Source organism: Cohaesibacter sp. CAU 1516 (genome assembly GCF_005771485.1).
GTDB lineage: Bacteria > Pseudomonadota > Alphaproteobacteria > Rhizobiales > Cohaesibacteraceae > Cohaesibacter > Cohaesibacter intestini.
In genome coordinates, this window is sequence record NZ_VANT01000005.1 from 276411 (window position 1) to 301001 (window position 24591).

Genomic DNA, 24591 nt, shown 5'->3' on the forward strand with positions numbered 1-24591 from the left:
ACCCTCATTATGGCCCCGCTGCGATCCATCCTGACCAAGATTCCCATGCCGAAGCTTTTTATCGGCATGGGGCTGGGCATTGGCTTTTTTTTGATGCTCCTTGTTGGTGGCTGGATTGGATTTGTCCAATTCGACAAGACCAACCCACCACCACTGTCACCGCTGACCAAATTGTCGGTTGAAGTGGTGGATCGGGAGGGGACGTTGCTCAGGGCCTATGTCACACCAACCGGACACTGGCGCCTGAAGGCAGATCTCGGTCAGATTGACCCGGAATTCATCAAGATCCTTCTGGCCTATGAGGACAAACGCTTCTTTGCCCATCATGGCATTGATCCGCAGGCCTTGCTGCGGGCCAGTTGGCAACTGGTGTCCAACGGTCGGATCATTTCGGGTGCCTCCACCATCACCATGCAATTGGCGCGGTTGTTGGAACCCCGAGAAAATCGCACCATCGGTGCCAAATTGTGGCAGATGCTGCGTGCCGTCCAGCTGGAACGCCGCATGAGCAAACCGGAAATTCTGGCAGCCTATCTTACGCTTGCGCCCTATGGTGGCAATATCGAAGGTGTCAGGGCGGCGACCCTCGCCTATTTTGGCAAGGAGCCGGGAGCCTTGAGCCTGTCTGAAGCCGCCTTGCTGGTTGCCCTGCCCCAGTCGCCGGTTGCCCGCCGACCGGATATCCACCCAGAGCGCGCCTTGAAAGCCCGTAATACCGTTCTGGAACGGATGGCCAAGGCGGCAGTAATCGATATCGGTGAAGTGGCGCGAGCAACCGCCCAACCGCTCAGGGGCACTCGTCAGGATTTGCCGCAACTGGCAGCGCACGCGGCGGATCGCTTGATCCGTGCGGCACCAGAGAAAGCCATTCATCACACTTTGTTGCGCAAGGACAGCCAGCAGCAACTGGAAACTGTGGTCAAACGCGCCGCGGGTCGTCTCGGGCCGACCCTGTCCGTCGCTCTGGTGATGGCAGATGCGAAGACGGGCGACATTCTGGTGGAGATTGGATCGCCGGACTATGTCAGTGCGGCGCGGGCCGGTTGGATCGACATGAGCCGTGCCTTGCGCTCGCCGGGTTCGGCGCTCAAACCCTTCATCTATGGGTTGGCCTTCGAAGAAGGCCTTGTGCGGGATCAAACCTTGATTGACGATCGACCGGTGAATTTTGGCGGCTATCGCCCCAAAAACTTCAATATGGACTATCAGGGGGAAGTGACCATCCGCGAGGCCTTGCTGCAGTCGCTGAATGTGCCAGCGGTTGCCCTGCTTGATGCCATCGGTCCACAGCGCATGATGGGCAGAATCCGGCAGGGCGGTGTTAAAGCGGAACTGCCCGAAGGTGAGACGATCGGGTTGGCGGTCGGTCTGGGCGGCATGGGCCTCAGCCTCAAGGATCTGACCCAGCTCTATACCCTGTTTGCCAATAATGGCCGTGTGCGTCCCCTGCGGCTTCAGGCGAAAGACGCCGTCCCATCCGAGCTGACAGAGGCGTCACTAGAGGCATCCGGTGCTTCGGTCCTTGATCCAATCGCCACGTGGCACATTGCCAACATTCTCAAGGATGCCAGCCCGCCAAGGGGCAGTGCCAAGCTGGCCATCGCCTACAAGACCGGCACGTCTTACGGCTATCGGGATGCCTGGTCCGTGGGGTTTGATGGCCGCCATGTGATTGGGGTCTGGGTGGGCAAGGCAGACAATGGTGCCGTGCCGGGAATTACGGGTTGGTCCGCTGCTGCCCCGATCCTGTTTGAAGCCTTTGCGAAATCCGGCCTTGCCTTGGAGCCATTGCCTTCAGCGCCCCTCGGGGCGCTTGACCAAGCGCGAGCAGACTTGCCCCCCACCATGAAGCGCTTTCACATCGAGAGCCGGTGGGATCAGGACGCTGCCTTGCCAGAGCCTCCGCCACGGATCAGCTATCCGCCCAGCGGAGCACAGATCGAACTGGCCCAAACCAGCGACATGTCTCCCTTCCCGGTGGTGATCAAGTTGCAGGATGGTCGGCCGCCCTTCCGCTGGCTCGCCAACGGACAGGTGTTCGACGCCAATGGCAACCGGCGGCAGATCCACTGGACACCGGACGGTGCGGGTCAATCGACGCTGACGGTGATCGATGCTGCGGGGCGTGCGGACAGTGTCAGTCTGTTTCTGCGCTTGCCATGAGAGTCAGGCTGGACATGTTCGGGTTTGACCATTGGTCTTCGCGCATGATGATGCCGACATCACGGATTGGGCCAGCATGGCCTACAGCGCGCGCAATCACCCATGCTCCCTCCATCAGCAAGAGCAGCTTGTTACCCAGATAGCGGACGATGTCCACTGCCATGCCAAACCGCTTTCCCTCGGTGATGAAGGCTTCCTTCCACTCGACAAACAGAGACACAGCCTCCTTACGGAAAGCCTCGTTTGAGGCCCCGTTAAGCAGGGTGGCAGAAACCGGGCTCAATTCATGGCTTTCCATCGCGTCAAACAGAAGCGCAATCTCTTCGATCAGATATTGTACGCCGTCGTAAAAGCAACCATTGCCAATGCGTGCCCTTTCGAAGCATCCCTTCATCAACTCCAGAACACATTGAGACGAATGGCGGGCGGCGGCAATCGCCAGATCCTGCTTACCGCCGGGAAAATGGTGATAGAGCGACCCCTTGGCAGTATCGGCTGCGGTGAGGATGTCTGAGATACTGGAAGCGGAATAGCCCTGTTGCCTGAAGAGCGTAGCGGCCACCATCACCAGATTTTCATATGTGGAACGAGGCATGACACACTCTTTACAACCCTTGACCGAACGGTCTAGTAATGATTTGTACGCCGCTGTCCCATCGATCACAATGAATCATCGCCAAATCCATGCAATCCATCTCCAGAGACATGCAACACCTCCTTGATACACCAAAATTGGCCTCACAACTAAGAGGAGTGGTTAATTCTGATGTTTTGCAAGGATAAATGTACAAGTTTCGATCTTGGGGAAGCGCTTTTAGTCAAAAACGCTCAAATTGCATCGGCATATTGTTCTCCACCTCTCCTTTTTGTGTCTGATTGCTGCCGGAAATCTGGCAAGAGAATCAGCTCAATCCATTCAATCAGACCATCCATGGTCGCTTATTGATCATGTTTTCGAGATTGGCTTGTGGACCCCTGTCCCCACAAGGCTGACGCAAGCCATAGACCATACCGCGCCATACCCCCAATTTGGCGCGGTATGGTTGCCTGTTCCAGACTTCAATCACGCAGACAAAGGCGGTAAAAAGAAAGGCCCGCGCAGTGTTGCACAGGCCTGTTTCTTGAAGGGCAGGAGCGGCCGCAAGCGGTCGCCTGATGTCAGCGATGGAAGACGACAGTCCGATTTCCATCAATGAACACACGCCCCTCGGCATGCAGGCGCAGAGCGCGCGAAAGGACCCGCGCTTCGATATCGCGCCCACGCCGGACCAGTTCATCTGGATCATCGGTATGGGTCACCCGCTCGGTATCCTGCTCGATGATCGGACCTTCATCCAGATCCGGCGTCACATAGTGGGCGGTCGCACCAATCAGCTTCACCCCCCGTTCCCATGCCCGATGATAGGGCTTGGCCCCTTTGAAGGCTGGCAGGAAGGAATGATGGATGTTGATGATTTTGCCAAAGTGGCGACGCGACAGGGCATCGGACAAGATCTGCATATAGCGGGCAAGCACGACAAGCTCGGCACCGGTGCGCTCGATCAGCTCGTCGATCTTGGCTTCCTGCTCTTCCTTGTTTTCCTTGGTCACCGGCCAGAGATAGAAAGGAATGCCAAGGCGTTCCACATTGTTGCGGCTATCGGCATGGTTGGAGACCACAGCAACGATATCGAGCGGCAACGCGCCTTTCTGCACACGATAAAGGATGTCGAGCAGGCAGTGATCGAAACGGGAGACCATCAGGACGGTTTTGACCACCGCATCACTGCGATTGAGTGAATAGGTGGCGCTGAATTTGTCGGCAAAAGCATCAACGCTCTTGCGAAGGGCGGCCAGATCGGTACTTTCAGGCTTGGACAGGACCACACGCATGAAGAATGTACCCAGACCATCATCCCGTGTCGATTTCGGGGCGGGCTGGAAGAACTGATTGCTCTCCAGAATGTTGCAGCCAAACTCCAGCAGTCGGGCGCTGAGGTCAGCGACGACACCGGGTTGGTCCGGGCAGGTCATTTTCAGGATCATGCTCATGGGAAGTGCTTCTTTTCATACGGTCACAAATAACAGGGCCGGGAGGGAGGTCGCAGTCAGGCGGCAGTCCCGGAACGGGTCGGACCTTAGCCAAGTGACACGCCGCTGAAAAGCCTTGGAGAGGGAGTGGTGCACCGGGAAACGCCGAATTTGCGTTAAAAGTTTGTCATTTGGGCCTCTGGGCTAGCCTTTGCGCGGTTCGGTTCGGGGTGGGCTGAGCCACAAGTGGTCATTAGCACTTGCTCCAATACAATCCCCTCTTTATCGATGAAAGTCCCGGGTCTTGTCCCCCTGTTCCATACCGGAGAGATTGTTGATGACCAAAGAGCCAATCAATGCCAGAGGCACCTTCACCCCCCTTGGGGTTTCACGTTCGTCTGAGCGCGTGAGCCGGGCAGTTGGCGAAAGCCTGCGGCACTATGCCGTGATGGAGGACCTCAAACACCAGGCTGATCTGGCACTCAAAGCCTGGTCGGGTGCAGAGGCTGGGACACTGGTTCATTGTACGGCGGCGGCCATCACCTTGTCGGTTGCGGCCTGCATGACGGGAACGGACAAGGCATTGGTGCGCTGTCTGCCACTGCCCACCGGTGGGCCGAGCAAAGTCGTTTTGCCCGCAGGGCACAATGTCAATTACGGCCATCCGGTCCGTCAGGCGATCCGCCTTTCAGGGGCAACCCCGCTCATGGTGGGAGAGGCGGATGCGTGCAGCGAAGGGGATCTGGCATCGGCTCTCAAAGCGCCGGACATCTGCGCGCTGCTGCTGGTCCATTCCCGGTTGGTGGAGGGGGTAACCCCCTCCCTTGCTGCGATGATCTCGCTCGCAAAGGACCAAAATGTACCGGTGATCCTTGATGGGGCGGCGCAGGATTTCAAAGTTGCCGAGCTGGTGGCGCTTGATCCGGATCTGTTGCTGCTCAGTGGACAGAAATATCTCGCTTCTCCTACGGCTGGGATCGTCGTCGGCAAAGCGGAAATGGTGGCGGCAGTGGCCGCACAAGAATCCGGAATCGGACGCGGGATGAAAGCCTCGAAGGAGGCAATCGCGGGGGTACTGGCAGCGATTGAGGAACGGCAGGCTCTGGATCTCGCCGATTGGGCGCAGGACAAGGCTGCCAAGCTTGCTGCCTTTCTTGAGCGGGCCAATCTGCTGCCCGGAGTGACAGCCTATGCGGTGGCCGATCCGACCAATTTGCCCTTTGAGCGCGCCTGCCTGCGCTTGCCGTGCGAGGCGGCTCCAATTATTGCTGCCTTGAAAGCCTCCAACCCTGCGATCTGGGTGATGGAGGATCGAGCCAGCCGGGGTGAAATCCTGCTCGAAAGCGTCATGCTGAGTGTTGCCGAAGAAGATTTGATCCTTCAGCGTCTTGCCGTTCTGTTGAGGGATTGTTGACTTGACTTTCCTTTGCGGATCGCCACCTTGGCAACAGGGTCTGATCCCCGTCCATTCGACAGGATGCAGGACGGCCAAGGACGTTGAAAGGAATGGGCATGTTTGAAGAAAAAACCGTCATCGTTGTCGGTGCGGGACAGGCTGGGGCCACTCTGGTGCAGCGCCTGCGTGAGCTGGGTTTTGCCGGGCGGGTGACCCTGATCGGGGCAGAGCCTTACCTGCCTTATCAACGCCCTCCTCTGTCCAAGGCCTATCTGTTGGGCGACATGAGCCTTGAGGGCCTGACCCTGCGACCACAGAATTTCTATGATGATTTCAATATCGCGGTGCGTTGTGGAGTGCCGGTATCCGGAATCGACGCCCAGTCCCGCATCATCACGGTCGGGGACGACCAGCTTGCCTATGATCATCTGGCACTGACCACCGGGTCCGACCCTATCCGCATGCCCGAAGCACTTGGCGGCCAATTGCCCGGGGTGCATGTGGTGCGAGGTCTTGCCGATATTGATGGGCTGGAGCCGGAGATTGTCGCCGGGCGACGGGTTCTGATTGTCGGCGGAGGCTATATCGGCCTTGAGGCGGCAGCGGTATGCGCCAAGCGTGGTCTCGACGTGACGCTGGTGGAAGCGGCAGACCGGATTCTGCAACGGGTCGCTGCAAAGGAAACCTCGGACTATTTCCGCAGTTTGCATGAGCGCCATGGGGTCAAGTTGCTCGAAGGCAGCAAGCTGGCGCATTTTGTCGGCAATGAACGTGTCAGTGGAGCGTTGCTCGATGATGGCACGATGCTGGAAGCAGACTTCGTCATTTGCGGCATCGGCATACGGCCCAACACGGTATTGGCTGACATGGCCGGACTGACGCTGGACAATGGCATCGCAGTGGATGTTCACGCCCAGACCTCCGACCCACATATCTGGGCTGCTGGCGACTGTGCGTCTTTCCCTTATCAAGGCAATCGCATTCGGCTGGAAAGTGTCGGCAATGCTATCGATCAGGCAAAGACTGTCGCGGAAAACATGCTTCAGAGCCTTAAAGGCCCCCCCCTGAAAGACTATGTTGCGAAGCCATGGTTCTGGTCCGACCAATATGATGTCAAATTGCAGATTGCCGGGTTGAATGCGGGCTATGACAAGATCGTCACCCGCGACGGGGGAGCGGTGAAATCCTTCTGGTACTATCGCGGCGACCAGTTGATTGCCCTTGATGCGATGAATGATCCGCGCGCCTATATGGTCGGCAAACGACTGATCGATGCGGGCAAAAGCGCGGACCCGGCCATTGTCGCCGACCCGACCGCAGACCTTAAACAACTGATGAAGCGCTAGACGGCGCTCTGCTTCTTCTGTGCCTCACCCGCAATATAGGTCTGGGCGATTGCACGGTCGTCGGCCATGATTTGCAGGATGAAGAGCTCTTCGGCGAGGCTTTGGCAGGTCTCCATACGCAGGGCCATGGCCGGGGTGGAACGGGCATCAAGGACCGTGATATCGGCTTCTGAGCCTGCCACTAACGTGCCGATCCTGTCTTCAAGCCCCAAGGCCACCGCGTTGCCCAGGGTCATCCAGTAAAAGGCGCGGTAGGGGTGGAGCTTCTGGCCCCTTAGCGCCAGCACCTTGTAGCCTTCATTGAGGGTTTGCAGCATCGAGTAGGATGTCCCCCCTCCAATGTCGGTTGCCACGGCGCAGGTCGCACCGCGTGCTCTCAGGCCCTCATAATCGAACAGACCGGAGCCTAGAAACAGGTTGGACGTCGGGCAGAATACAGGCCGCGACTGGGTTTCGATCATCACGTCGATCTCGCGCGGCTGCATGTGAATGCAATGGCCGAGCAGCATTTTGGGGCCGAGCAGACCATAATGCTCATAAATGCCTAGATAGTCCGGTGCGTCGGGATAGAGCTGGGTTGTCAACTCGATTTCAGCGTGGTTTTCATCGAGATGGGTCTGGATGTAGCAATCGGGATGTTCCTTCACCAGAGCTGACGTGGCTTCGAGTTGCTCCGGCGTCGAGGTGATGGCAAAGCGCGGGGTGATGGCATAAAGCGCCCTGCCCTTGCCGTGCCACTGAGCGATCAGTGCCTTGGTGTCATCATAGCCGCTTTGCGGCGTGTCGCAGACGGCGTCGGGCGCGTTGCGATCCATCAGCACCTTGCCGCCAATCACCCGCATGTTGCGCCGGGCGGCCTCAGTGAAATAGGCCTCGGCCGAGCTTTTGTGCGAGGTGCAATAGGCAACGCTGGTGGTGGTTCCGTTGGCAATCATCTGATCGAAAAAGTGGCCAGCCATCAGTGCGGCATGGTCGGGGTCGACATAGCGCGCTTCCGCCGGGAAGGTGTAGTTTTCCAGCCAGTCAAGCAACTGCGCGCCCCAACTGGCAATCACCTGCACCTGCGGGAAATGCAGATGCGTGTCGATGAAGCCGGGCATCAGGAGATGAGGACGGTGATCGATCACCTCGGCCTCCGCGCGGGCCAACGGGCGCACCGCAGCATAGCTGTCACAAGCAACAATCCTGCCTGCCTCGATCAGCAAGGCACCATCTTCGATATAAAGATGGGCGCTCTCATCGTGAGGGGTTTGCGGTTCGGCATGGAAAGTCAGGATCCTTCCGCGCAGGATTTTTTGCGACATGGTGTGTCCCGTCGTTGATGTGAGTCGTCGGCTAGCTTGCTTATGGTCAGATTTCTGCCCGATTGGCGATTGCTTCACCCGGGCCTGCCGCATGGGGTTCGATGCGAAGGCTTGAGGCAGACCGTCGCGCAGTATGCCGAAAGGACCGGAGCAGGGAAAGGGGCGATTGCGCTTTTTCAGGCTAAGCTGCTTCAACCAGAGCCGAACAATCAAGCAGTGCGATCAGGCCCTCACAAAATTGTGAAGACCAAATTCTTTGTCACGCCTTGCCTGCGACATTCTGACGCACTTCTCGTGCTACACTTGAGACCTTGCGGTAGAGGGGTTCACCGCAAGCCAGCGGCCAAGCCTCTTTTTTAGCCGCTCGACCATGAAGACAGAATAAACATGATTTTATTTTGAACCTTTTTCGGTGGGCTGCGACCAACAAGCATAACGCCATGCTCGCACCCACCCAGTCAAAACAAAGAGGCTCACAATGACCATCCAATCTCAGACCATCTCTCGTCTCACCCTTCTTGCCGCCACCGCCATCACCGCCCTGTCGTTGCAGGCCGGTGCGGCGCAGGCACTGCAGAAAAATGTCCTGTTTGTCATCGATAGCTCCAACTCCATGTGGGGTCAGGTTGACGGCACACCGAAGATCGACATTGCCAAACAGGCGTTGGTTGATCTGGTCAAGAAAATGCCGCAGGAAACCAAGATGGGCCTTGTTGCCTATGGCCATCGCTTCAATCACAAGCTCAATGATTGTGATGATATGGAACTGGTTTCCAGCGTTGGCTCGGTCAACAATGAAACGATCCAGGATTCCCTTGCTGTCATCAAACCGAACGGTCAAACCCCCATCGCCAATACGCTGATGGAAATCGGAAACTGGCTGCAACCCAATCTGGAGGAGGACAACACGGTTGTTCTGGTTTCCGATGGTCTGGAAAGCTGTGATGGCGACCCATGTGCCGCTGCAGCGTCGCTCAACAAGGCAGGCATTGCCACCAGCATTCATGTGGTCGGTTTTGATCTCAACAATGACCAGCGCTCCGGCATTCAATGCATTGCCGACAACGGCAATGGCCAATATTTCGATGCCAAGGACAATGACGGTCTGGTCAAGGCATTCGAGAAGGTCCGCGAAGTGGTCGAGACCAAACCGATCAAGGTGGCACAAGCCAAGATCGAACCCATGATGGCCAGTGATGGTGTCTATTTTGAAGACAATTTCGATGGTGATGCGCTCGGTACTCATTGGACCATAGACAAGGAAAATGCTGAAAGCTACATCGTCGAAGATGGCAAACTGACTGTCCTGTTTGGCGATACTGGCAATGACACCAGCAGCTACAAGACAACGCAAAATATCTTCCGGCTGGATAAGAAAATCCCCAAGGGTGATTGGACGATGACGATGCGCGTCTTGTTCACCGCCCAGACCCACAAGGAGTGGCTGCGGATGGGCCTGACCAAGGATCAGGACAATTCCATGCTGACCAGCCTGCAAATGCATCCTTACAATTATGCCTTGACCCTGCTCAATGCACGCGCGGACAAACTGGCCAAAGGCGCCAACACGCACTTTGTGAGCAAGATCGCGCAATTTGACGACAACAACGTCACCGCCCGCACCGATAAGATGGCCGCGTCGACCGGTTCTGCGCTGCTCCGCCTGACCAAACAGGGCCGCAATTATATTTCGGCAGTTAAACTGGAAGAGGCCGAAGGCGCTGGCGACAAGGCACCGAACACCAACTGGGTTGAGTTGCAAAAACTGACCAGCCTGAAACTGCCCGGCGACGCTTTCTCCTTCCTGTTCGGCCATGGGACGAGTGGCTATGTTCCCAAAAACGGCGAAGGCCTTGTTGAAGTGGATTGGGTCAAGATCGAGAAGAACTGATGCACACGCGCCATGAAGAACAAGGGCAGACATGGTCTGCCCTTGTTTTTGCAAAAGGGGAAGCTTCATACATTAGCATTTACAAAAATTACGGACCACTTACATACCAAATTTGATATAAATCAAAATATTTGCGCAATAATTGTCCGTAATTCCCACTATATCCAGAAGATGCATTGAAATTGGTTTCGATTGGTTTTCTACTAAGGGCAAGTTGAGTCTGCTGCGATGCAGGCTCTTTCCTGTTGTTGGCCTTGATAAGGTCACGGCCAGAACCTTGAGAGAGATCCGGCGATGACAGATGCATTCGACTATTATTTGGGGATCGATGGTGGAGGCACCGGCAGCCGGGGACGCCTACGGTCCAAGGATGGCACTTTGCTTGGTGAGGCGGCTGGCGGTCCCGCCAATACCCGGCTCGGCGTCGTGCAGTCACAAATGCAGGTAGACCGGATTGCGCGTGAAGCGATCAAAGCGGCCGGCTTGCCGGAAGCTGCCTTGAAAAAAACCAGCGCCGGGATCGGATTGGCCGGGTTACACATTCTGGCAGACAAGGAAGCCTTTCTGGAATGGGAACATCCTTTTGGAGCCATCCAGATCTCAAGTGATGCCCATGTAGCCTGTCTAGGTGCCCATCAGGGTGCACGCGACGGGGGCATCATGATCATTGGCACGGGCAGCTGTGGCTACGGGCTGGTCTCTGGCCATTCGGTTAATGTCGGAGGCTGGGGTTTTACCTTGTCGGATCTGGCGAGCGCAGCCCAGGTGGGTCTCAGCGCTTTGCGCTATGCGATCGCGGCACTCGACGGCATTTACGAAGTAAGCCCGATGACCGATCAGATCATGTTTCGATTCAGCGACAGTCAGGAAGAAATGGTGCTTTGGACCGCCTCAGCGACACCTGCTCATTATGGCGAATTCGCCAAGCTGGTGGTCGAATATGCCGACCGGGATGATCCGGTCGCTGTCAAGCTTATGAGCCAGTGCGGTTCGGAAGCGAGTGCAATTATGCGCGCGTTAGCGTGGCGTGGCATCAATGACATCACACTCATGGGCAGCTTTGCCGAGAAAATCGAACCGTGGCTTGAAGCCGATGTCAATGCCCTGCTGGTGGATGGCAAGCATGACGCGCAAGATGGGGCGATCCTGCTTGCAGGTGGTCGCCTACCGCCCCCAACAATGGAGCATTGAGTCATGGGTGATCTAGCACGCCTGATCGACCATGTGCGCACCCGATCAGACCTTCACGGCTATAGTGCGACGCCGCTTTATCTGCGGGTTCAGAAAGGCATTGAGGATTCCATTCAAACCGGTCTTGTCGACGTCAATGACGCCCTGCCTGCAGAACGTGAATTCGCCAATTCTCTTGGAGTGTCGCGCGCGACCGTGCGCAATGCGGTTCGCGCACTGGTGGAAAAGGGTGTGTTGGTGCAACGCCATGGCGCAGGCACCTTTGTCGCCTCTCGCATTGATGCACCGCTCAATCGGTTGACCAGCTTCACGGAGGACATGCTTAGTCGCGGCGTGGAGACCGAAACAAAGTGGCTCGACCGTTCTGTTGGCTTGCCAACACCGACTGAATGCGAAGCTCTTGAGTTGATGCCTGAAACGCCGGTTGCACGCATCTATCGTCTGCGCAAGGCTGACGGTGTGCCGATGTGCCTTGAACATGCAGTGCTGCCTGCCAGCATTCTGCCAGATCCATCGCTTGTGACCCTATCGCTGTATGCCTGGCTTGAAGCCTGTAACCGGCGGCCAACGCGGGCCATTCAGCGGCTGTCAGCCCGGATGCTCGATGTTTCCCATGCCCATTTACTGGAGGTGGCGACAGGCTCTCCCTGTCTCTATATGGAGAAGCGGTCCTTCCTGCCCTCCGAGCGATTGGGTGGAGGGTCAAATCAGTCAGAAACGCTCCCGCAGGGCACTGATGGCAAGTCTTGTGAACGGCCGATCGAATTTGTCCGCACCTATTATCGCGCAGACCAGTTCGAGCATGTGACTGAGCTCAAAAGCTGAGAGCGGGAGCGGCCCTATTGGCCCCTTCCACCAAAAGGGCTATTGTTGGCGCCACCCAGTGACTCGCTGCACCAATCTGCGCGCTGCCAAGATGGACCCGATCCGATGAAACAGCTCCTCCAGCATGCCCGCCTGTTTGACGGCACTCAATTTCATGCTGGCAAGGCGGTGACACTGGATGGCGGTCTGATTGGCGATATCATGGAACGCAGCGTTTCCCCCGGCGGCTATGAGGTGCATGACCTGACCGGGCTGGTGCTGGCACCGGGCTTCATCGATGTTCATGTCTTTGGCGGTGGTGGCCAAATGGTTGGAGCGGATATGGGTCTGGCCGAGCTTGAGGCGATTGCCGAGACCCATCGACAGTTTGGCACAACCAGTTTGCTACCCACTCTTTTGAGCGACGAATGGGAAGTGATGGCCCATGTCTCATCCTGCATTCGAAGGGCACACAAATATTGGGGTGAGAATAGTGCGCTTGCCGCGATCAAGGGCATCCATTTTGATGGCCCCTGCCTGTCTCCTTCCATTGGAGCGCCTCATCACACCACCCACCTGAGACGACTGGATGCAGCGCTGATCGATCTAATGTCCCATCCTGATCTCGGCATTCGGCTGGTGACCCTAGCGCCGGAGCGCGCCGGGCTCGACAGCCTGAAGGCATTGACCGAAGCCGGTGTACTGGTTTGTGCAGGATCCAGTGCGGCCACGCATCAGGAGGCCTTGCAAGCCATTCGCGCGGGCCTGCGCGGTGTCACCAAACTGTTTGCCCATATGCCTCCCATCGGAGCCGCGGCACCCGGCTTGGTAGGAGCCGCTCTGGATGATCAGGAGCTATGGTGTGGCCTGTTGGCCGATGGCTTCCATGTCCATCCCGCAGCCATGCGAATGGCCATCAAAGCGAAAGCCAAGGGTAAGGTTTTTCTAACCAGTGGCGCCATGGCGAGCGTCGGCTGGGATGGCGAAAAGTTCGACTTTCAGGGGCGAGGAATTCGGGTGCGGAACGGGGTTTGCATCTTTGCCGATGGAACGATGGCAGGCGCGCATCTGACGATGATCGGTGCTGTCCGCAATGCAGTGGAGCTGCTCGACCAGCCCCTGTCGGAAGCCCTCAGAATGGCGTCGCTCTATCCGGCCCAGTTCATCCGCATGGACATGACTCATGGCATCATTGCCCCCGGCTTTGCGGCGGATCTTGTCGCCTTCGACCCTGAAAACTGGGTGGTCAAACACAGCTGGATCAATGGCTATCACCGGGCGCACTAGAGCCGCTCGGTCCTGTTGCGTCCCCTCTTCATTGCGCTCAGACTTTGATTCAACACCTTCGAGCAACGGGGCATTTCGCGTCACTGCGCCTTGAGGATTTGATTCAAGTTGAACGACTGGAAGCACGCAATTCGCTTTGCTGAAGCACTTTAACAACGGGCAGATTGCTGAGTCATTTCAGCCTCTTGGGATGCGTCCTTGAGAGATGGATTCGGGCCACTTGAAGGCCCTGAGACATTGATTCAATTGGCGAAATTTATGCTCTGATTCAGATTCAAAAGCCAACGGCCCGAAGAGATGGTTTCCTCGGGCCGCAATGGATGCAGGTGTTCTTGTTTGAGAAGAGACTTAGGCCAAGGCAGCCTTGATGCTATCGTCAATGGGCGTGGTGGGCCGCTGGATGAGAGTGGACAGGGTTTTGCTGTCATCGCTCAACCAACCGGCCCGCAAGGCCGCATCGGCATCGGCCAGCACATTGGCAAAGCCTTCAGGGACCCCTGCGCCAGTCAACGCTTCGGCATAGGCTTGCTGAGGCATGTCGACATAGTTGATCTCTTTGCCCGCGGCCTTGGCCACTTTTGCGGCATAGTCTGCCAAGGAGAAATCGGTGTCGCCCGCCAGTTCATAGATCTTGCCGGACTGGTCGTCATCACTCAGAAGAACCGCCGCCGCAGCAGCGGCATAATCAGCGCGGGAGGCAGCAGCAACACGCCCCTCACCGGCATGGCCAATGACCGCTTTATGCTCCAGAACCGGGGCGAGATTTTCGGTGTAATTTTCACTGTACCAGCCGTTGCGCAGGATGACATGATGCAGACCGGATGCGGCGAGCATGGCCTCGGTTTCCTTATGCTCGGCGGCGAGCATAATCGGTGATGTGTCGGCCCGCAGGATCGAGGTATAGGCAACGAGCTTCACCCCATTGGTCTTGGCAGCATCAATCACATTCTTGTGCTGGGCAGCCCGTTGGCCGACAGCGCTGGAGGAAACCAAAAGCAGTTTGTCGACCCCATCGAGCGCATCGATATAGCTTTGCGGGTCGTCATAGTCAGCCTTGCGAACGGTAACGCCACGCGCTGCCAAATCGGCCACAGAGTCCGGGTTCCGCACCAAGGCGATGATGTTGGCAGCATTGGCTTTCGCAAGCAGGGCTTCGACAACAAGGCGGCCCAAATGGCCAGAGACACCGGTTACAGCAATCATGACTTTCTCCTTTTCGGGCTGACTCAGTGCGGGGCGATCGTCGTCCTGACGCATTCTGGCCAGCATCTTCTGTTTGCGTTGACTGTAATATGATCTCTGTGCTTTGTTATCACTAGTGGCTATATTTAGAATTTGAAGTTCGGAAAATGAGTACAATCGGAATTCAGCATTTGAAGGCGCTGGCGGTCTTTTCGACGGTGGTGGATACGGGCAGCTTTGCCGCTGCGGCGCGGCAATTGGCATCCAGCCGATCCCGAGTGTCAGAACAGATCAGCCAGTTGGAGGAGGATCTCGGCGTGCGGCTGTTGCAGCGCTCCACCCGAAAACTGTCTCTGACAGAGGAAGGACGGCAGATCCATGATAAGGCGAGAGCCCTGTCGCGGGTGCTGGAAGAGACCCGAGAGATCGCGACACAGGAAAGCCCAAAGGGGCGGGTTTCAATCACCACCACCCATGATGTGGGTGTGTCGCAATTGCTGCCTGCCCTGACAGCCTTTCGCCGCTCCTACCCTGAAGTGGAACTGGATGTGATCCTCAGCGACGAACGGCTGGATCTTATAGCCGAAGGCATTGATGTGGGCTTGCGGGTTGGACTGCCGCGCGACGACAGCCTGATTGGGCGCGTGCTGTATGAGGACCGGTTTGCCTTGTTCGCCAGTGCTGACTATGTTGCCGAGCATGGCACCCCCACGGATTTTGCCTCATTGGCCGAACACCATTGGATCTCGCTTGCCAAGATCACTCCGGGTGGGATCTTTCGCCTCTATCGCGGTGACAATCTGGTGACCATCGAGGCACAGCATTATGAATCCTGCAACTCGCCCCTGATGATGATCAAGATGTGCGAGGCCGGGATGGGGATTGCCCAACTGTTTCCCTCGACAGTGCGCAGCGAAATCGCCAGCGGCAGGCTGGTGCGTCTGATGCCGGATCTGACCGGACCGCAGATGCTGTTCTCGCTGGTTTATCCCTCGCGCAAACAGCTGCCGCTGCGCATCCGTGCCCTGATTGATCATCTGCTTGGTTTTCGTCTGTTTGACCGCTAGAGGTCTCCGAAATCCTCGACAGACAAGACCAAACGAAAAATGCCGGGCGAAGGGCCCGGCATTTTTTATCAGCTTGCTTTGATGCTCAGTCGATGGACTGGAGCAAGGTGTTCAAAGACGCCTTGGCATCGCCATAGAACATGCGGGTATTCTCTTTGTAGAAGAGTGGGTTTTCGATGCCGGAATAGCCGGTACCCTGACCACGCTTGGAAACAAAGACCTGCTTGGCTTTCCATACCTCGAGAACCGGCATGCCAGCGATCGGAGAGTTTGGATCATCCTGAGCGGCCGGGTTGACGATGTCGTTGGAGCCAATCACGATGACAACATCCGTTTCCGGGAAGTCTTCGTTGATCTCGTCCATTTCAAGCACGATGTCATATGGCACTTTGGCTTCGGCCAACAACACGTTCATGTGGCCCGGCAGACGACCGGCAACCGGATGGATTGCGAAGCGAACTTCCTTGCCCTTGGCCCGCAGGCGACGGGTCAATTCTGCCACGCTCTGCTGAGCCTGCGCCACAGCCAGACCATAGCCCGGTACGATGATGACGCTGTCAGCTTCATCCAGTGCAGAGACCACACCATCGGCATCGATGGCGATCATTTCACCAGACACTTCCTGAACCGGACCACCGGAGCCGCCAAAGCCGCCCAAGATCACCGACACAAATTGACGGTTCATCGCTTTACACATGATGTAGGACAGGATCGCACCCGAGGAGCCCACCAGAGCACCAACGACGATCAACAGATCGTTGCCCAGCGTAAAGCCGATGGCTGCTGCCGCCCAACCGGAATAGGAGTTGAGCATGGAGACCACGACGGGCATATCGGCGCCGCCGATGCCCATGATCAGGTGCCAACCAATGAGACCGGCAAGGATCGCAACCGCGATCATGGTCCAGATGCCAGCGCCAGAGACATACATGATGCCGATGACCAGCGACGCAATCGCCATGACAGCATTGAGCGCATGACCACCCGGCCATTGTTTTGGCTTGCCGTCAATTCTGCCAGCCAGTTTGCCAAAGGCAACAACAGACCCGGTGAAGGTGACCGCACCGATGAAGATACCGAGGAAGACCTCAACCTTTAGAACGGACTGTTCTGCAACGGTCTTGTGGGCCAGAACGGCGGCAAAACCTTCGAGCGCCTTGCGGGCTTCGCCATCAAGGCTGAGCACATGGTTCAGTTCCAGATCTGCGTTGAGGCCAATAAAGACAGCAGCAAGACCAACCAGCGAATGCATGGCAGCAACCAGCTGCGGCATTTCGGTCATCTGGACGCGCTGGGCGATGAAGTAGCCGATCACACCGCCGCCCAGAATGAGCAGGATGGAGAGTGGCCACAGGCCCGAGCCCGGTCCGATGATGGTAGCCAGCACGGCCAGTCCCATGCCGACCATGCCGTAATAAACGGCGCGTTTTGCGTTTTCCTGATTGGACAGGCCGCCCAGAGACAGGATGAAGAGAACAGCCGCAACCACATAGGCCGCTGTCGTGAATCCGATTTCCATAGTCCCGGCCTCCTTATGATTTCTGGAACATGGCGAGCATACGCCGGGTGACGAGGAAGCCGCCGAAGATGTTGATGCCTGCCATGAAGATCGACAGGGCGGCCAACACAATCACCAGCGACGAACCAGACCCGATCTGCATCAGAGCACCGAGGATGATGATCGATGAAATGGCGTTGGTGATGGCCATCAGCGGGGTATGCAGCGAGTGCGAGACATTCCAGATCACCTGGAAGCCAACGAAGCAGGCCAACACAAAGACGATGAAGTGCTGCATGAAGCTGGCTGGCGCAAAGGCACCGATGAACAGCATCAACAGTCCACCACCGGCCAGAAGCTTGATCTGGCTCTTGGTCTGCTGCTTGAAGGCTTCGATTTCAGCTGCGCGTTTTTCCTCCGGCGTCAGTTCCTTAACCTCTTTTTTCGGCTGAGCCGCAATCGCCGCGATTTTCGGCGGTGGAGGTGGGAAGGTGATGTCGCCTTCAAAGGTGACGGTCGCGCCACGGATGACATCATCTTCCATATTGTGAACCACCTGACCGTCTTTTTCCGGGGTCAGATCGGTCATCATATGGCGGATGTTGGAAGCGTAAAGCTCGGAAGACTGAGCAGCCATGCGGGATGGGAAGTCGGTATAGCCAACGATGGTGACGCCATTGTCGGTGACGACTTTTTCGTCCTTGACGGTGCCTTCGACGTTACCACCGCGTTCCGCAGCCAAATCGATGATCACCGAGCCGGGCTTCATGGCCGCAACCATGTCTTCGAGCCAAAGCTTTGGTGCCGGACGGTTCGGGATCAACGCCGTGGTGATGACAATGTCCATGTCCGAAGCAATCTCGCGGAATTTCGCGAGCTGCGCATTGCGGAATTCTTCGGACTGAACGGATGCGTAACCGCCGGTCGAAGAGCCATCCTGCTGTTCTTCCTCGAAATCGAGATAGACGAACTCTGCGCCCATGGATTCAACCTGCTCGGCCACTTCCGGGCGCACGTCGAATGCGTAGGTCACAGCGCCAAGCGCGACAGACGTACCAATCGCGGCCAGACCGGCCACACCAGCGCCAACGATCAGCACCTTGGCAGGCGGAACCTTGCCTGCGGCGGTGATCTGACCGGTGAAGAAGCGGCCAAAGTTGTTGCCAGCCTCGATCACGGCACGGTAACCGGCAATGTTCGCCATCGATGAGAGAGCGTCCATTTTCTGGGCGCGCGAAATGCGCGGCACCATTTCCATGGCGATTACGTTGGCTTCTGCAGTCTTGGCAGCTTCCATGCCTTCTTCATTGCCCGCCGGGTTGAAGAAGGAAATCAGGGTTTTGCCCTTGAGGAGATATTTCAGTTCCGCGGGTTCGGGCTGACGAACCTTAGCGACAATGTCGGCAGTCTGCCAAAGTGCCTGAGCATCGGCCACGATCTCTACGCCGGCTTCTACGTAAGCCTGATCTGAAAAACCGGCCAATGCCCCCGCTCCGGCTTCCAGGACGCAGTCATATCCCAACTTCTGGAGCAGCTTGGCCGAGGATGGTGTCATTGCGACACGCGCCTCTCCCTCAAACAGCTCTCTAGGTGTACCTATCTTCACGACAGACTCCCTTCATTATCACGATTTAACACTCCCCCTACTTTCGGCGAGTATCTAGGATGGCCACTATAGTGCAAACAAACGGGTGATTGCCAAGCCTTGACTGTGGATCAAAGGCACTTTCGGGCACAAGAAAGTGCGCAACTTTCCGTTATTTGTGAAAAGTTCCGCCGCCAGCGGCAAAATGCATCAGGGCTTTTACGTGACCGGTGGAAAATATCTATCGGTGACGCATGGGCAGGTGTTTTCTGATTTCACCGCATCGACAAAGAGCATTCATTTGCTCTCATTAAGAAGCGGATTGAACAATATTCCGGTTTTCATGATCAACCCCTGTTCTGATCTGGCCAGATTCAAGAAACAACCTTGATAAATCAAAGAATCCGACCCCAGATCGGCTGCGTTCGAATCAATTGGACAGTTGAATTCAAAAAACAGAGCGCGGTCGCGGAGCCGCTCCATCAATCGGCATAATGGACTGTTGTGGCCCGTGCCCGATTGAGAATTACGCGCACGGGAGCCTCCTCGACCGGACCAAGTTTTTGTGCTTCACGCAGAACCTGTTTCTTGGCATCGCCATAAAGCAGAATGTGGGCCTTGCGGGCCCGTTCCAGAACCGGGGCGGTGAGGGTCAGCCGTTGTTCGGGCAATTGCGGTACATCCATCAACATGATGTTTGGCGCCCAGAGCCCGAGTGCCTCTTCGATTTTATCAGCAGTCGCGTAGAGCGAGGCTACGTGACTGTCGACGCCGACGCCCAGAATGCAGACGTCAATCGGCAACACCTCTTCCAGCTCGGCAAGAATGGCAGTCAATCGCTCGCTTTCATCCGCAACCTCGATATCGAGATAGGACAGAAAGCGCGCTTCGGCCGCAGCCCCCTTGACCAGCAGCTCCCGGATCATCGCGGCATTGCTTTTGTCGGGAACCTTGAGCGCATAATGCTCGTCGGTCAGGATCACAGTGACGCAAGCCCATTCAATATCCATTTCGCTGAGCTGCTGATAGAAGGCGCGCGGTGTTTCGCCACCGGGCACTGCCAGCGTTGCACGACCGCGTTTCTTGATGGCGTTGGTCAGCTCTGAAGCGACCTGCTCGGCAAGACCTGCGTCCATGCTGCCGCGATCCGGATATACTCTGGTTTCAGTCACATTGGTCTCCAGCATTGAGCTTTGACAGTGGATGGGCACAGTGGATGGGCACAGTGGATGATCACAGTGCTTTGCCACGCGCCCACCGCGCCCGGCATCGATCCGAATCGTGCTTGAGGCGGCCATTCGGAGAGATAGGGAGTGGATGTTGCAGTTTTATGATTGAACTTTGGTGTTAGATTGAAGCACCCAGCCCGAAGAAGCGAGTGGACCTTTTGTTGCAAACAATCACTGCAGTTCCGGGTCGTAGGTCATGGCATTGATCGCGCCCTGCAAGCCGAAATTGTCGTTTCGATACAGATAGATCGGGATATTGACCCGGAAACGCGTGTGACGTCCGCCCTGATTGAATCCCTCGATAAAGGCGGGGCGCCCAAACAGCCAAGCATTTTTGAGCAACACTCCACCGGTCAAAAAGACCCCGCCATAGGCGGAAATATAGAGCGCTAGGTCGCCAGCCACGGCCCCCAGATGATGGCAGAACATATCAACCGCACGCTCTGCCAAGGTGTCCACATGTTGTTCAGCTGCCTGAAAAACGTCGCGAGCTGACATATTGCTTGGATCGCGGCCATCCAGCGCTTCGAGTGCTCGCATCAAATAGGGAATACCGGTGCCGGAAATGATCGCCTCGGCTTCAAGAGCCAGACTGTCCGCATCTCCCATGCGGGTGGCTGGCCACAACTCGGCTAGCTTGGCGAAAATGGCGACCTCGCTGAGATTGCGTGGCGCGATGCGGACGTGACCGCCTTCGCCTTGCAACACTTCTGGCTGGTTACCCGCCCAAGCCAGCGTGCCGACACCCAGCCCGGTGCCCGGACCGATAATCAGGCGGGGCGGGGTCGGGGCCGGCGGCGTTTCCAAGGGGGCTGGCAGTGCGCCCTGCACCAAGCTCAGATCGTTGGGATCGGCGGTGACGAGAGACCAGGCAGCGGCTTCAAAATCGTTGAGGATTCGTGCCTTCTGAGCGCCAGCTGCGCCGATCAGATCGGCGGTGGAAAAGCCCTGTTTGGCGTTGGTCAGTGTGACATAGCCATCGACGATGACACCAGCAGCGGCTACTTCGACATAGCGCGGTGCAGATCCGATCTCCCCGACAAAGCTGCGGATCGCGTCGGTCAAGTGCATTGCTCCGGTGGTCTCATAGGTCGCCTGACGAACAATCTGCCCATCGCTGGCTGCTGCAAGTCGCATGTTCGTTCCGCCGACATCGGCCACCAGATCCCAAAGCATCGATTTTCCTCACCTGTCAGTTTTTGATCTTGAGCCACGGACGGGGTAGGACATTGGCAGACTTGGCGGCCGTGATCCTGTCGAGACTCAAGCAGGGCTGCTGCATGTCTTGCGGCCAAGGGGGGGCTTGGCCGCGTGCGACAGGCGGCAATTTATTTTCACCCATAAAATAAACCATTCAGGGTGGAAAGTAAGCAGTTTTTCGTGCCCTTGGACAACAAATTTCCCGCATGGCAGCTCAAACGGGATGTTGCAGCAGTGGACCGGCCCCCGCGCCTTGACGCATCCCTTTGCTCACCTGTCCTACAGGGCCTTGGAAAGGATCGCAAGCGGGCCCCGATCCGAAAGCGACCGAAACCCGGTTTCGTTCCATCCCAGACGCAAGAGCAACCCGCGCGCACCATCTGTCGTGGCATAAAGCATGTCGTAGCCGTGCATTTTTGCGACTTCAGCGATGGCCCCGGTCAGCAGGGTTCCTGCACCAGATCCCCGATATTGGGGAAGAACATACATTGCAGAGAGAAAGGGGCTGAAGCCGAACTCCTCCCCCAGCCCGTCAGTCTTCAATGCGGCGATGCCGATCACATGCCCCGCCTCATCGAGCGCGATGCGGGCAACCGGCAGGGCGGTTTCATCACACCAACTCTCAAGATCGGCAGCTGCATCACCGGGACCATCAGGACCGTACCAGCTGGGCCATTCCGCCTCAAACCACCGTGTAATGGCAGCTATTGCGGATTTGTGATCTGCCAGGGCTGCGCTATACATGAGGAAATATCTTTCTGGTTATGAATTGAGAGACAAAAGAGGAAGATGCTTTGAAAGACAAACAGGACTGTTTTTTGTTCGTCTATGGCACATTGCGCTATGAGGCCAAAGGGAAAATGTCGGCCCTTCTGTCCGGATCGGCCTCGTATCTGGGTGAGGCCCATTTTCAAGGCAAGCTTTATCGGATCGATTATTATCCCGGCGTTGTGGCGTCCGATCATCCCGAAGATCTGGTCGTGGGCGATGTGTTCCAGTTGCAATCGCCGGACGTTACCCTGCCAGAGCTTGATGATTATGAAGGCATTGGCCCGGCCTATGAAGAACCTTACGAATATGAACGCTGCTTGTTGCCGGTGACGCTGACCAATGGGCAAACGATGCGATGCTGGATCTATTTGTATCGCTATTCGGTTGAGGGGCTGGAACGGATTGCCGACGGTGATTTTCTCGCTCACAAAGGCATCTGACAGCCACTCTACACAAGACTGGAACAGAAAAAGGCCCCCGTCCGTGACGAGGGCCTTTTCACTTTATCGCTATGCGTGTCGTCGCTTAGCCACGGGACAGCAGAGCTGCCGGACGCGCGCGGGCAATGGCTTCAACCACAACACCGGCAACAACGGCCTTGATCACGTCGCCCGGAATGTAAACCAGGCAAAGCTGGGTGGCCTCCAGGAGAGACTTGTCGATCATCTTGGCCAGACCAAAGATCCCGAAAGCATAAAGAACCACAATGCAGCCGATGATGCTGGCGGCGGTGCCAACAACAAACAGATTGCCTGCCTTCCATTTCTCAACAATCAGGCCGGTGACAAAGGCGGCAATCGGGAAGCCAACAACGAAGCCAACGGTTGGTGAGGCGAACACGCCAAGACCACCGCGACCACCAGCCAGAAGTGGCAGGCCCATGGCGACCAGTGCGAGGAACAGCAAAACGGACAAGGCACCACGACGGGCCCCAAGAACGGCACCGGCGAGCATGACGCCAAGATTCTGCGCCGTGATTGGCACGCCAAATGGCAGCATGAAGCTAGGCAGGAAGCCGAGGGCCGCAATCAGGGCAGTAAAGAGAGCGATGAATGTCAGTTGTCTTTCCATAATGGGAAGGTTCCTTATAACGAGGAGAATTCAAACTTTGTTCTTTGAGTCTTGCGGAGCTTGGACCAGTCCGCCGCGCGCCTTGATGGCCTCGGCCACCCGATCGGCATCATCCAGCGCCCCAAGGGCGAGAGGGACAAGCAATCTGGGGCTGACCCCTTTGGCCGAGCGCGCACGCCAGGCTTCACTGAGCAGCTTGCCTTTTTCGAGGAAAACCGGGGTGAAACGGATCACCAGTCCCATGGCAAAGCCAAAGGCACGGGGAGGCAACCCAACGAATTTCAACGGTGCGGTCAGGGTTTCGACCACCTGCATCATGTCATCGAGCCGTGAGGTCATGGTGACCAGATTGGCCAGACCGACGGTGGCGAACAGTTTCAGACTGATGGCTAGGCCCGCTTCGGTGCGGCTTGTGACCACATGATAGACAAAAATCACCACGAGCAAATAGACAATCGGCTTCAGGCGGGTCAAACCAATCCGGGCGAATTTCAGCCCGGCAGAGAGATATAGCGAGGCGACCGCCATTGTCGCCGCCACAGCAGGCTGCCATTGGGTCAGCGGCATGATCACCAATGTCAGCGCACACAGGATGGCCAGTTTCAGAGGAACCGGAATCCGATGCAGCCATGTCTTGGTCTCGACAGTCAGCGCAAGCATTTAAGCCCCCTCACCGACTGCAGCCAAGGCCGGCATGGCGCCAAGGTCAAATTTGGCTTCGCCAGCGAAGGGATCTTCATCATGCACCAACGCTTCCATAGCGTCATGATAGGCAGGCAAAATGTCCGACGGGTGGCCATCACCGACCAGTTGCCCCTTTTCAAGCCAGAGGATGCGGTCGAAGTCCTTCAGATGATTGATATCATGGGTAACAAGAACCAATTGCTGCTCAAGACTGGTCAGCCAGTTGAACAGGCGGCGTGAGGTCGGCCAATCGAGGCCAGCAAAGGGCTCATCAAGCAGGATAGCCTTTGGCTCCATTGCCAGAACCGCCATCAGGCAGACCAGATGCCGCTGGCCTTGCGACAGGGTGTAGGTGCCACGCTCGGCCCAGTCTTCACGGCCAAAGGCTTTCAAAAAGGCGCGGGCCTTTTGGCGGGCGGCTTTCTTGTCACCAAGCAGGCTTTCCAGACCAAAGGCGACCTCTTCCTCAACGGTTGGGAAGATGATCTGATGATCGGGGTTCTGAAAGATCAGGCCAATGGTACGGATGGCTTCCTTGCGATCCTTGAAGACGTTGACGCCGTGGATGAAGATTTCACCTTCACTCGGCTCGGTCAGGCCACAGATCATCCGGGACAATGTGGACTTTCCCGAACCGTTGCGCCCGATCAGACCGATGCGTTGCTCGGTCAGGGTCAGGGACAGATTCTGGTAAAAAGGTTGTCCGTCGAGAGTGTGGGACAGGCCTGATATAACGATGCCATCGCTCTTGCGTGGGTTGTTCATATCGATGATCTTGTCAGCGATGGTTCCACTCCGCTGCTGGAGGGCAAGGGCCCTACGAAAGTTGGCCAAGGTAATACCGGGATTTTACAGTAAAAACCAGTAACCCGAACCATCCAAAAGGCCCGGTTTGTGGAGAAAACACCGCGA

At 56.8% G+C, this 24591-nt stretch carries 22 protein-coding genes; 10 read left to right on the forward strand and 12 right to left on the reverse strand.

All coding sequences use genetic code 11. The annotated features are described in order from the left end of the window. Positions 1 to 9: 9 nt before the first annotated feature. Complete coding sequence (gene pbpC / locus FDK21_RS14490) at positions 10 to 2163, forward strand: penicillin-binding protein 1C (RefSeq protein ID WP_246657587.1); 2154 nt, start codon at positions 10 to 12, stop codon at positions 2161 to 2163. On the opposite strand, the gene FDK21_RS14495 is transcribed toward pbpC, so the two are convergent. Next, positions 2138 to 2758, reverse strand: coding sequence for a TetR/AcrR family transcriptional regulator (locus tag FDK21_RS14495; RefSeq protein WP_138149352.1), 621 nt, complete (start codon positions 2756 to 2758; stop codon positions 2138 to 2140). The two genes, pbpC and FDK21_RS14495, sit on opposite strands and share 26 nt — an antisense overlap. A gap of 563 nt (positions 2759 to 3321) precedes the next feature. Then, positions 3322 to 4194: a formyltetrahydrofolate deformylase gene (gene purU / locus FDK21_RS14500; protein WP_138149354.1), complete on the reverse strand. Its 873-nt coding sequence runs from the start codon at positions 4192 to 4194 to the stop codon at positions 3322 to 3324. Between the two features lie 316 nt (positions 4195 to 4510). Between purU and FDK21_RS14505 the strand changes: the two genes are divergently transcribed. Together FDK21_RS14505 and FDK21_RS14510 are read left to right on the forward strand one after the other, a co-directional pair. Further along, positions 4511 to 5587 carry an aminotransferase class V-fold PLP-dependent enzyme gene (locus FDK21_RS14505; protein ID WP_138149356.1) on the forward strand — a complete coding sequence of 359 codons (1077 nt, stop codon included), beginning with the start codon at positions 4511 to 4513 and terminating at the stop codon, positions 5585 to 5587. A 98-nt stretch (positions 5588 to 5685) separates the two neighbouring features. Next, on the forward strand, positions 5686 to 6915 hold the full coding sequence (locus FDK21_RS14510) for an FAD-dependent oxidoreductase (RefSeq protein ID WP_138149358.1): 1230 nt from the start codon (positions 5686 to 5688) through the stop codon (positions 6913 to 6915). Here FDK21_RS14510 and guaD read toward each other — a convergent pair. Continuing rightward, on the reverse strand, positions 6912 to 8219 hold the full coding sequence (guaD, locus tag FDK21_RS14515) for a guanine deaminase (RefSeq protein WP_138149360.1): 1308 nt from the start codon (positions 8217 to 8219) through the stop codon (positions 6912 to 6914). The two genes, FDK21_RS14510 and guaD, sit on opposite strands and share 4 nt — an antisense overlap. 478 nt (positions 8220 to 8697) lie before the next feature. On the opposite strand from guaD, the gene FDK21_RS14520 reads away from it, so the two are divergent. The 4 genes from FDK21_RS14520 to nagA all read left to right on the forward strand — a co-directional run bounded on the left by FDK21_RS14520 (position 8698) and on the right by nagA (position 13392). Continuing rightward, on the forward strand, positions 8698 to 10110 hold the full coding sequence (locus tag FDK21_RS14520) for a VWA domain-containing protein (protein ID WP_138149362.1): 1413 nt from the start codon (positions 8698 to 8700) through the stop codon (positions 10108 to 10110). A gap of 294 nt (positions 10111 to 10404) precedes the next feature. Then, positions 10405 to 11301, forward strand: a complete 897-nt coding sequence (locus FDK21_RS14525) for a BadF/BadG/BcrA/BcrD ATPase family protein (RefSeq protein WP_138149364.1) — start codon at positions 10405 to 10407, stop codon at positions 11299 to 11301. Positions 11302 to 11304: 3 nt separating this feature from the next. Beyond that, the gene (locus FDK21_RS14530; protein ID WP_114010048.1) at positions 11305 to 12126 is read left to right on the forward strand and encodes a GntR family transcriptional regulator; all 822 of its coding nucleotides are present in this window, start codon (positions 11305 to 11307) and stop codon (positions 12124 to 12126) included. A gap of 105 nt (positions 12127 to 12231) precedes the next feature. Next, entirely contained in the window at positions 12232 to 13392 is a 1161-nt protein-coding gene (nagA, locus tag FDK21_RS14535) for an N-acetylglucosamine-6-phosphate deacetylase (RefSeq protein WP_138149366.1), read from the forward strand. A gap of 348 nt (positions 13393 to 13740) precedes the next feature. Here the strand turns inward: nagA and FDK21_RS14540 are convergent, their stop codons facing one another. After that, positions 13741 to 14595 (reverse strand): NAD(P)H-binding protein, encoded by an 855-nt coding sequence (locus FDK21_RS14540; protein ID WP_138149368.1) that lies wholly within the window; start codon positions 14593 to 14595, stop codon positions 13741 to 13743. 146 nt (positions 14596 to 14741) lie between these two features. On the opposite strand from FDK21_RS14540, the gene FDK21_RS14545 reads away from it, so the two are divergent. Beyond that, the gene (locus tag FDK21_RS14545; RefSeq protein WP_138149370.1) at positions 14742 to 15641 is read left to right on the forward strand and encodes a LysR family transcriptional regulator; all 900 of its coding nucleotides are present in this window, start codon (positions 14742 to 14744) and stop codon (positions 15639 to 15641) included. An 85-nt stretch (positions 15642 to 15726) separates the two neighbouring features. Here the strand turns inward: FDK21_RS14545 and FDK21_RS14550 are convergent, their stop codons facing one another. Further along, positions 15727 to 17160 (reverse strand): NAD(P)(+) transhydrogenase (Re/Si-specific) subunit beta, encoded by a 1434-nt coding sequence (locus tag FDK21_RS14550; protein WP_114010045.1) that lies wholly within the window; start codon positions 17158 to 17160, stop codon positions 15727 to 15729. 13 nt (positions 17161 to 17173) lie between these two features. Continuing rightward, positions 17174 to 18745, reverse strand: a complete 1572-nt coding sequence (locus FDK21_RS14555; protein WP_138149372.1) for a Re/Si-specific NAD(P)(+) transhydrogenase subunit alpha — start codon at positions 18743 to 18745, stop codon at positions 17174 to 17176. A 136-nt stretch (positions 18746 to 18881) separates the two neighbouring features. Between FDK21_RS14555 and FDK21_RS14560 the strand changes: the two genes are divergently transcribed. Continuing rightward, the gene (locus FDK21_RS14560; protein ID WP_138149374.1) at positions 18882 to 19115 is read left to right on the forward strand and encodes a hypothetical protein; all 234 of its coding nucleotides are present in this window, start codon (positions 18882 to 18884) and stop codon (positions 19113 to 19115) included. Positions 19116 to 19206: 91 nt separating this feature from the next. Here FDK21_RS14560 and pgl read toward each other — a convergent pair whose 3' ends face one another. The 3 genes from pgl to FDK21_RS14575 all read right to left on the reverse strand — a co-directional run bounded on the left by pgl (position 19207) and on the right by FDK21_RS14575 (position 21897). Next, entirely contained in the window at positions 19207 to 19896 is a 690-nt protein-coding gene (gene pgl / locus FDK21_RS14565) for a 6-phosphogluconolactonase (RefSeq protein WP_171022101.1), read from the reverse strand. A gap of 228 nt (positions 19897 to 20124) precedes the next feature. Continuing rightward, positions 20125 to 21129, reverse strand: a complete 1005-nt coding sequence (locus tag FDK21_RS14570) for a glucokinase (protein ID WP_114010041.1) — start codon at positions 21127 to 21129, stop codon at positions 20125 to 20127. 303 nt (positions 21130 to 21432) lie between these two features. Beyond that, a complete protein-coding gene (locus tag FDK21_RS14575) occupies positions 21433 to 21897 on the reverse strand; it encodes a GNAT family N-acetyltransferase (protein WP_114010040.1) in 465 nt (154 codons plus the stop codon). 50 nt (positions 21898 to 21947) lie between these two features. Here FDK21_RS14575 and FDK21_RS14580 point away from each other — a divergent pair, with 50 nt between their 5' ends. Continuing rightward, positions 21948 to 22364 carry a gamma-glutamylcyclotransferase family protein gene (locus tag FDK21_RS14580; RefSeq protein ID WP_210238790.1) on the forward strand — a complete coding sequence of 139 codons (417 nt, stop codon included), beginning with the start codon at positions 21948 to 21950 and terminating at the stop codon, positions 22362 to 22364. Between the two features lie 85 nt (positions 22365 to 22449). Here FDK21_RS14580 and FDK21_RS14585 read toward each other — a convergent pair whose 3' ends face one another. The 3 genes from FDK21_RS14585 to FDK21_RS14595 are packed head-to-tail and all read right to left on the reverse strand — an operon-like array spanning position 22450 to position 24444. Then, positions 22450 to 22995 carry a biotin transporter BioY gene (locus tag FDK21_RS14585; RefSeq protein WP_114010039.1) on the reverse strand — a complete coding sequence of 182 codons (546 nt, stop codon included), beginning with the start codon at positions 22993 to 22995 and terminating at the stop codon, positions 22450 to 22452. A gap of 30 nt (positions 22996 to 23025) precedes the next feature. Then, entirely contained in the window at positions 23026 to 23655 is a 630-nt protein-coding gene (locus FDK21_RS14590; protein WP_114010038.1) for an energy-coupling factor transporter transmembrane component T, read from the reverse strand. Then, positions 23656 to 24444 carry an ABC transporter ATP-binding protein gene (locus tag FDK21_RS14595; protein WP_138149378.1) on the reverse strand — a complete coding sequence of 263 codons (789 nt, stop codon included), beginning with the start codon at positions 24442 to 24444 and terminating at the stop codon, positions 23656 to 23658. Between the last annotated feature and the right edge of the window lie 147 nt (positions 24445 to 24591).

Excerpts from the sequence above, each read along its gene's own strand:
- pbpC (WP_246657587.1), top strand. The coding sequence starts at position 10 with ATGGCCCCGCTGCGATCCATCCTGACCAAGATTCCCATGCCGAAGCTT.
- FDK21_RS14495 (WP_138149352.1), bottom strand. The coding sequence starts at position 2,758 with ATGCCTCGTTCCACATATGAAAATCTGGTGATGGTGGCCGCTACGCTC.
- purU (WP_138149354.1), bottom strand. The coding sequence starts at position 4,194 with ATGAGCATGATCCTGAAAATGACCTGCCCGGACCAACCCGGTGTCGTC.
- FDK21_RS14505 (WP_138149356.1), top strand. The coding sequence starts at position 4,511 with ATGACCAAAGAGCCAATCAATGCCAGAGGCACCTTCACCCCCCTTGGG.
- FDK21_RS14510 (WP_138149358.1), top strand. The coding sequence starts at position 5,686 with ATGTTTGAAGAAAAAACCGTCATCGTTGTCGGTGCGGGACAGGCTGGG.
- guaD (WP_138149360.1), bottom strand. The coding sequence starts at position 8,219 with ATGTCGCAAAAAATCCTGCGCGGAAGGATCCTGACTTTCCATGCCGAA.
- FDK21_RS14520 (WP_138149362.1), top strand. The coding sequence starts at position 8,698 with ATGACCATCCAATCTCAGACCATCTCTCGTCTCACCCTTCTTGCCGCC.
- FDK21_RS14525 (WP_138149364.1), top strand. The coding sequence starts at position 10,405 with ATGACAGATGCATTCGACTATTATTTGGGGATCGATGGTGGAGGCACC.
- FDK21_RS14530 (WP_114010048.1), top strand. The coding sequence starts at position 11,305 with ATGGGTGATCTAGCACGCCTGATCGACCATGTGCGCACCCGATCAGAC.
- nagA (WP_138149366.1), top strand. The coding sequence starts at position 12,232 with ATGAAACAGCTCCTCCAGCATGCCCGCCTGTTTGACGGCACTCAATTT.
- FDK21_RS14540 (WP_138149368.1), bottom strand. The coding sequence starts at position 14,595 with ATGATTGCTGTAACCGGTGTCTCTGGCCATTTGGGCCGCCTTGTTGTC.
- FDK21_RS14545 (WP_138149370.1), top strand. The coding sequence starts at position 14,742 with ATGAGTACAATCGGAATTCAGCATTTGAAGGCGCTGGCGGTCTTTTCG.
- FDK21_RS14550 (WP_114010045.1), bottom strand. The coding sequence starts at position 17,160 with ATGGAAATCGGATTCACGACAGCGGCCTATGTGGTTGCGGCTGTTCTC.
- FDK21_RS14570 (WP_114010041.1), bottom strand. The coding sequence starts at position 21,129 with ATGCTTTGGGATCTGGTGGCCGATGTCGGCGGAACGAACATGCGACTT.
- FDK21_RS14575 (WP_114010040.1), bottom strand. The coding sequence starts at position 21,897 with ATGTATAGCGCAGCCCTGGCAGATCACAAATCCGCAATAGCTGCCATT.
- FDK21_RS14585 (WP_114010039.1), bottom strand. The coding sequence starts at position 22,995 with ATGGAAAGACAACTGACATTCATCGCTCTCTTTACTGCCCTGATTGCG.
- FDK21_RS14590 (WP_114010038.1), bottom strand. The coding sequence starts at position 23,655 with ATGCTTGCGCTGACTGTCGAGACCAAGACATGGCTGCATCGGATTCCG.
- FDK21_RS14595 (WP_138149378.1), bottom strand. The coding sequence starts at position 24,444 with ATGAACAACCCACGCAAGAGCGATGGCATCGTTATATCAGGCCTGTCC.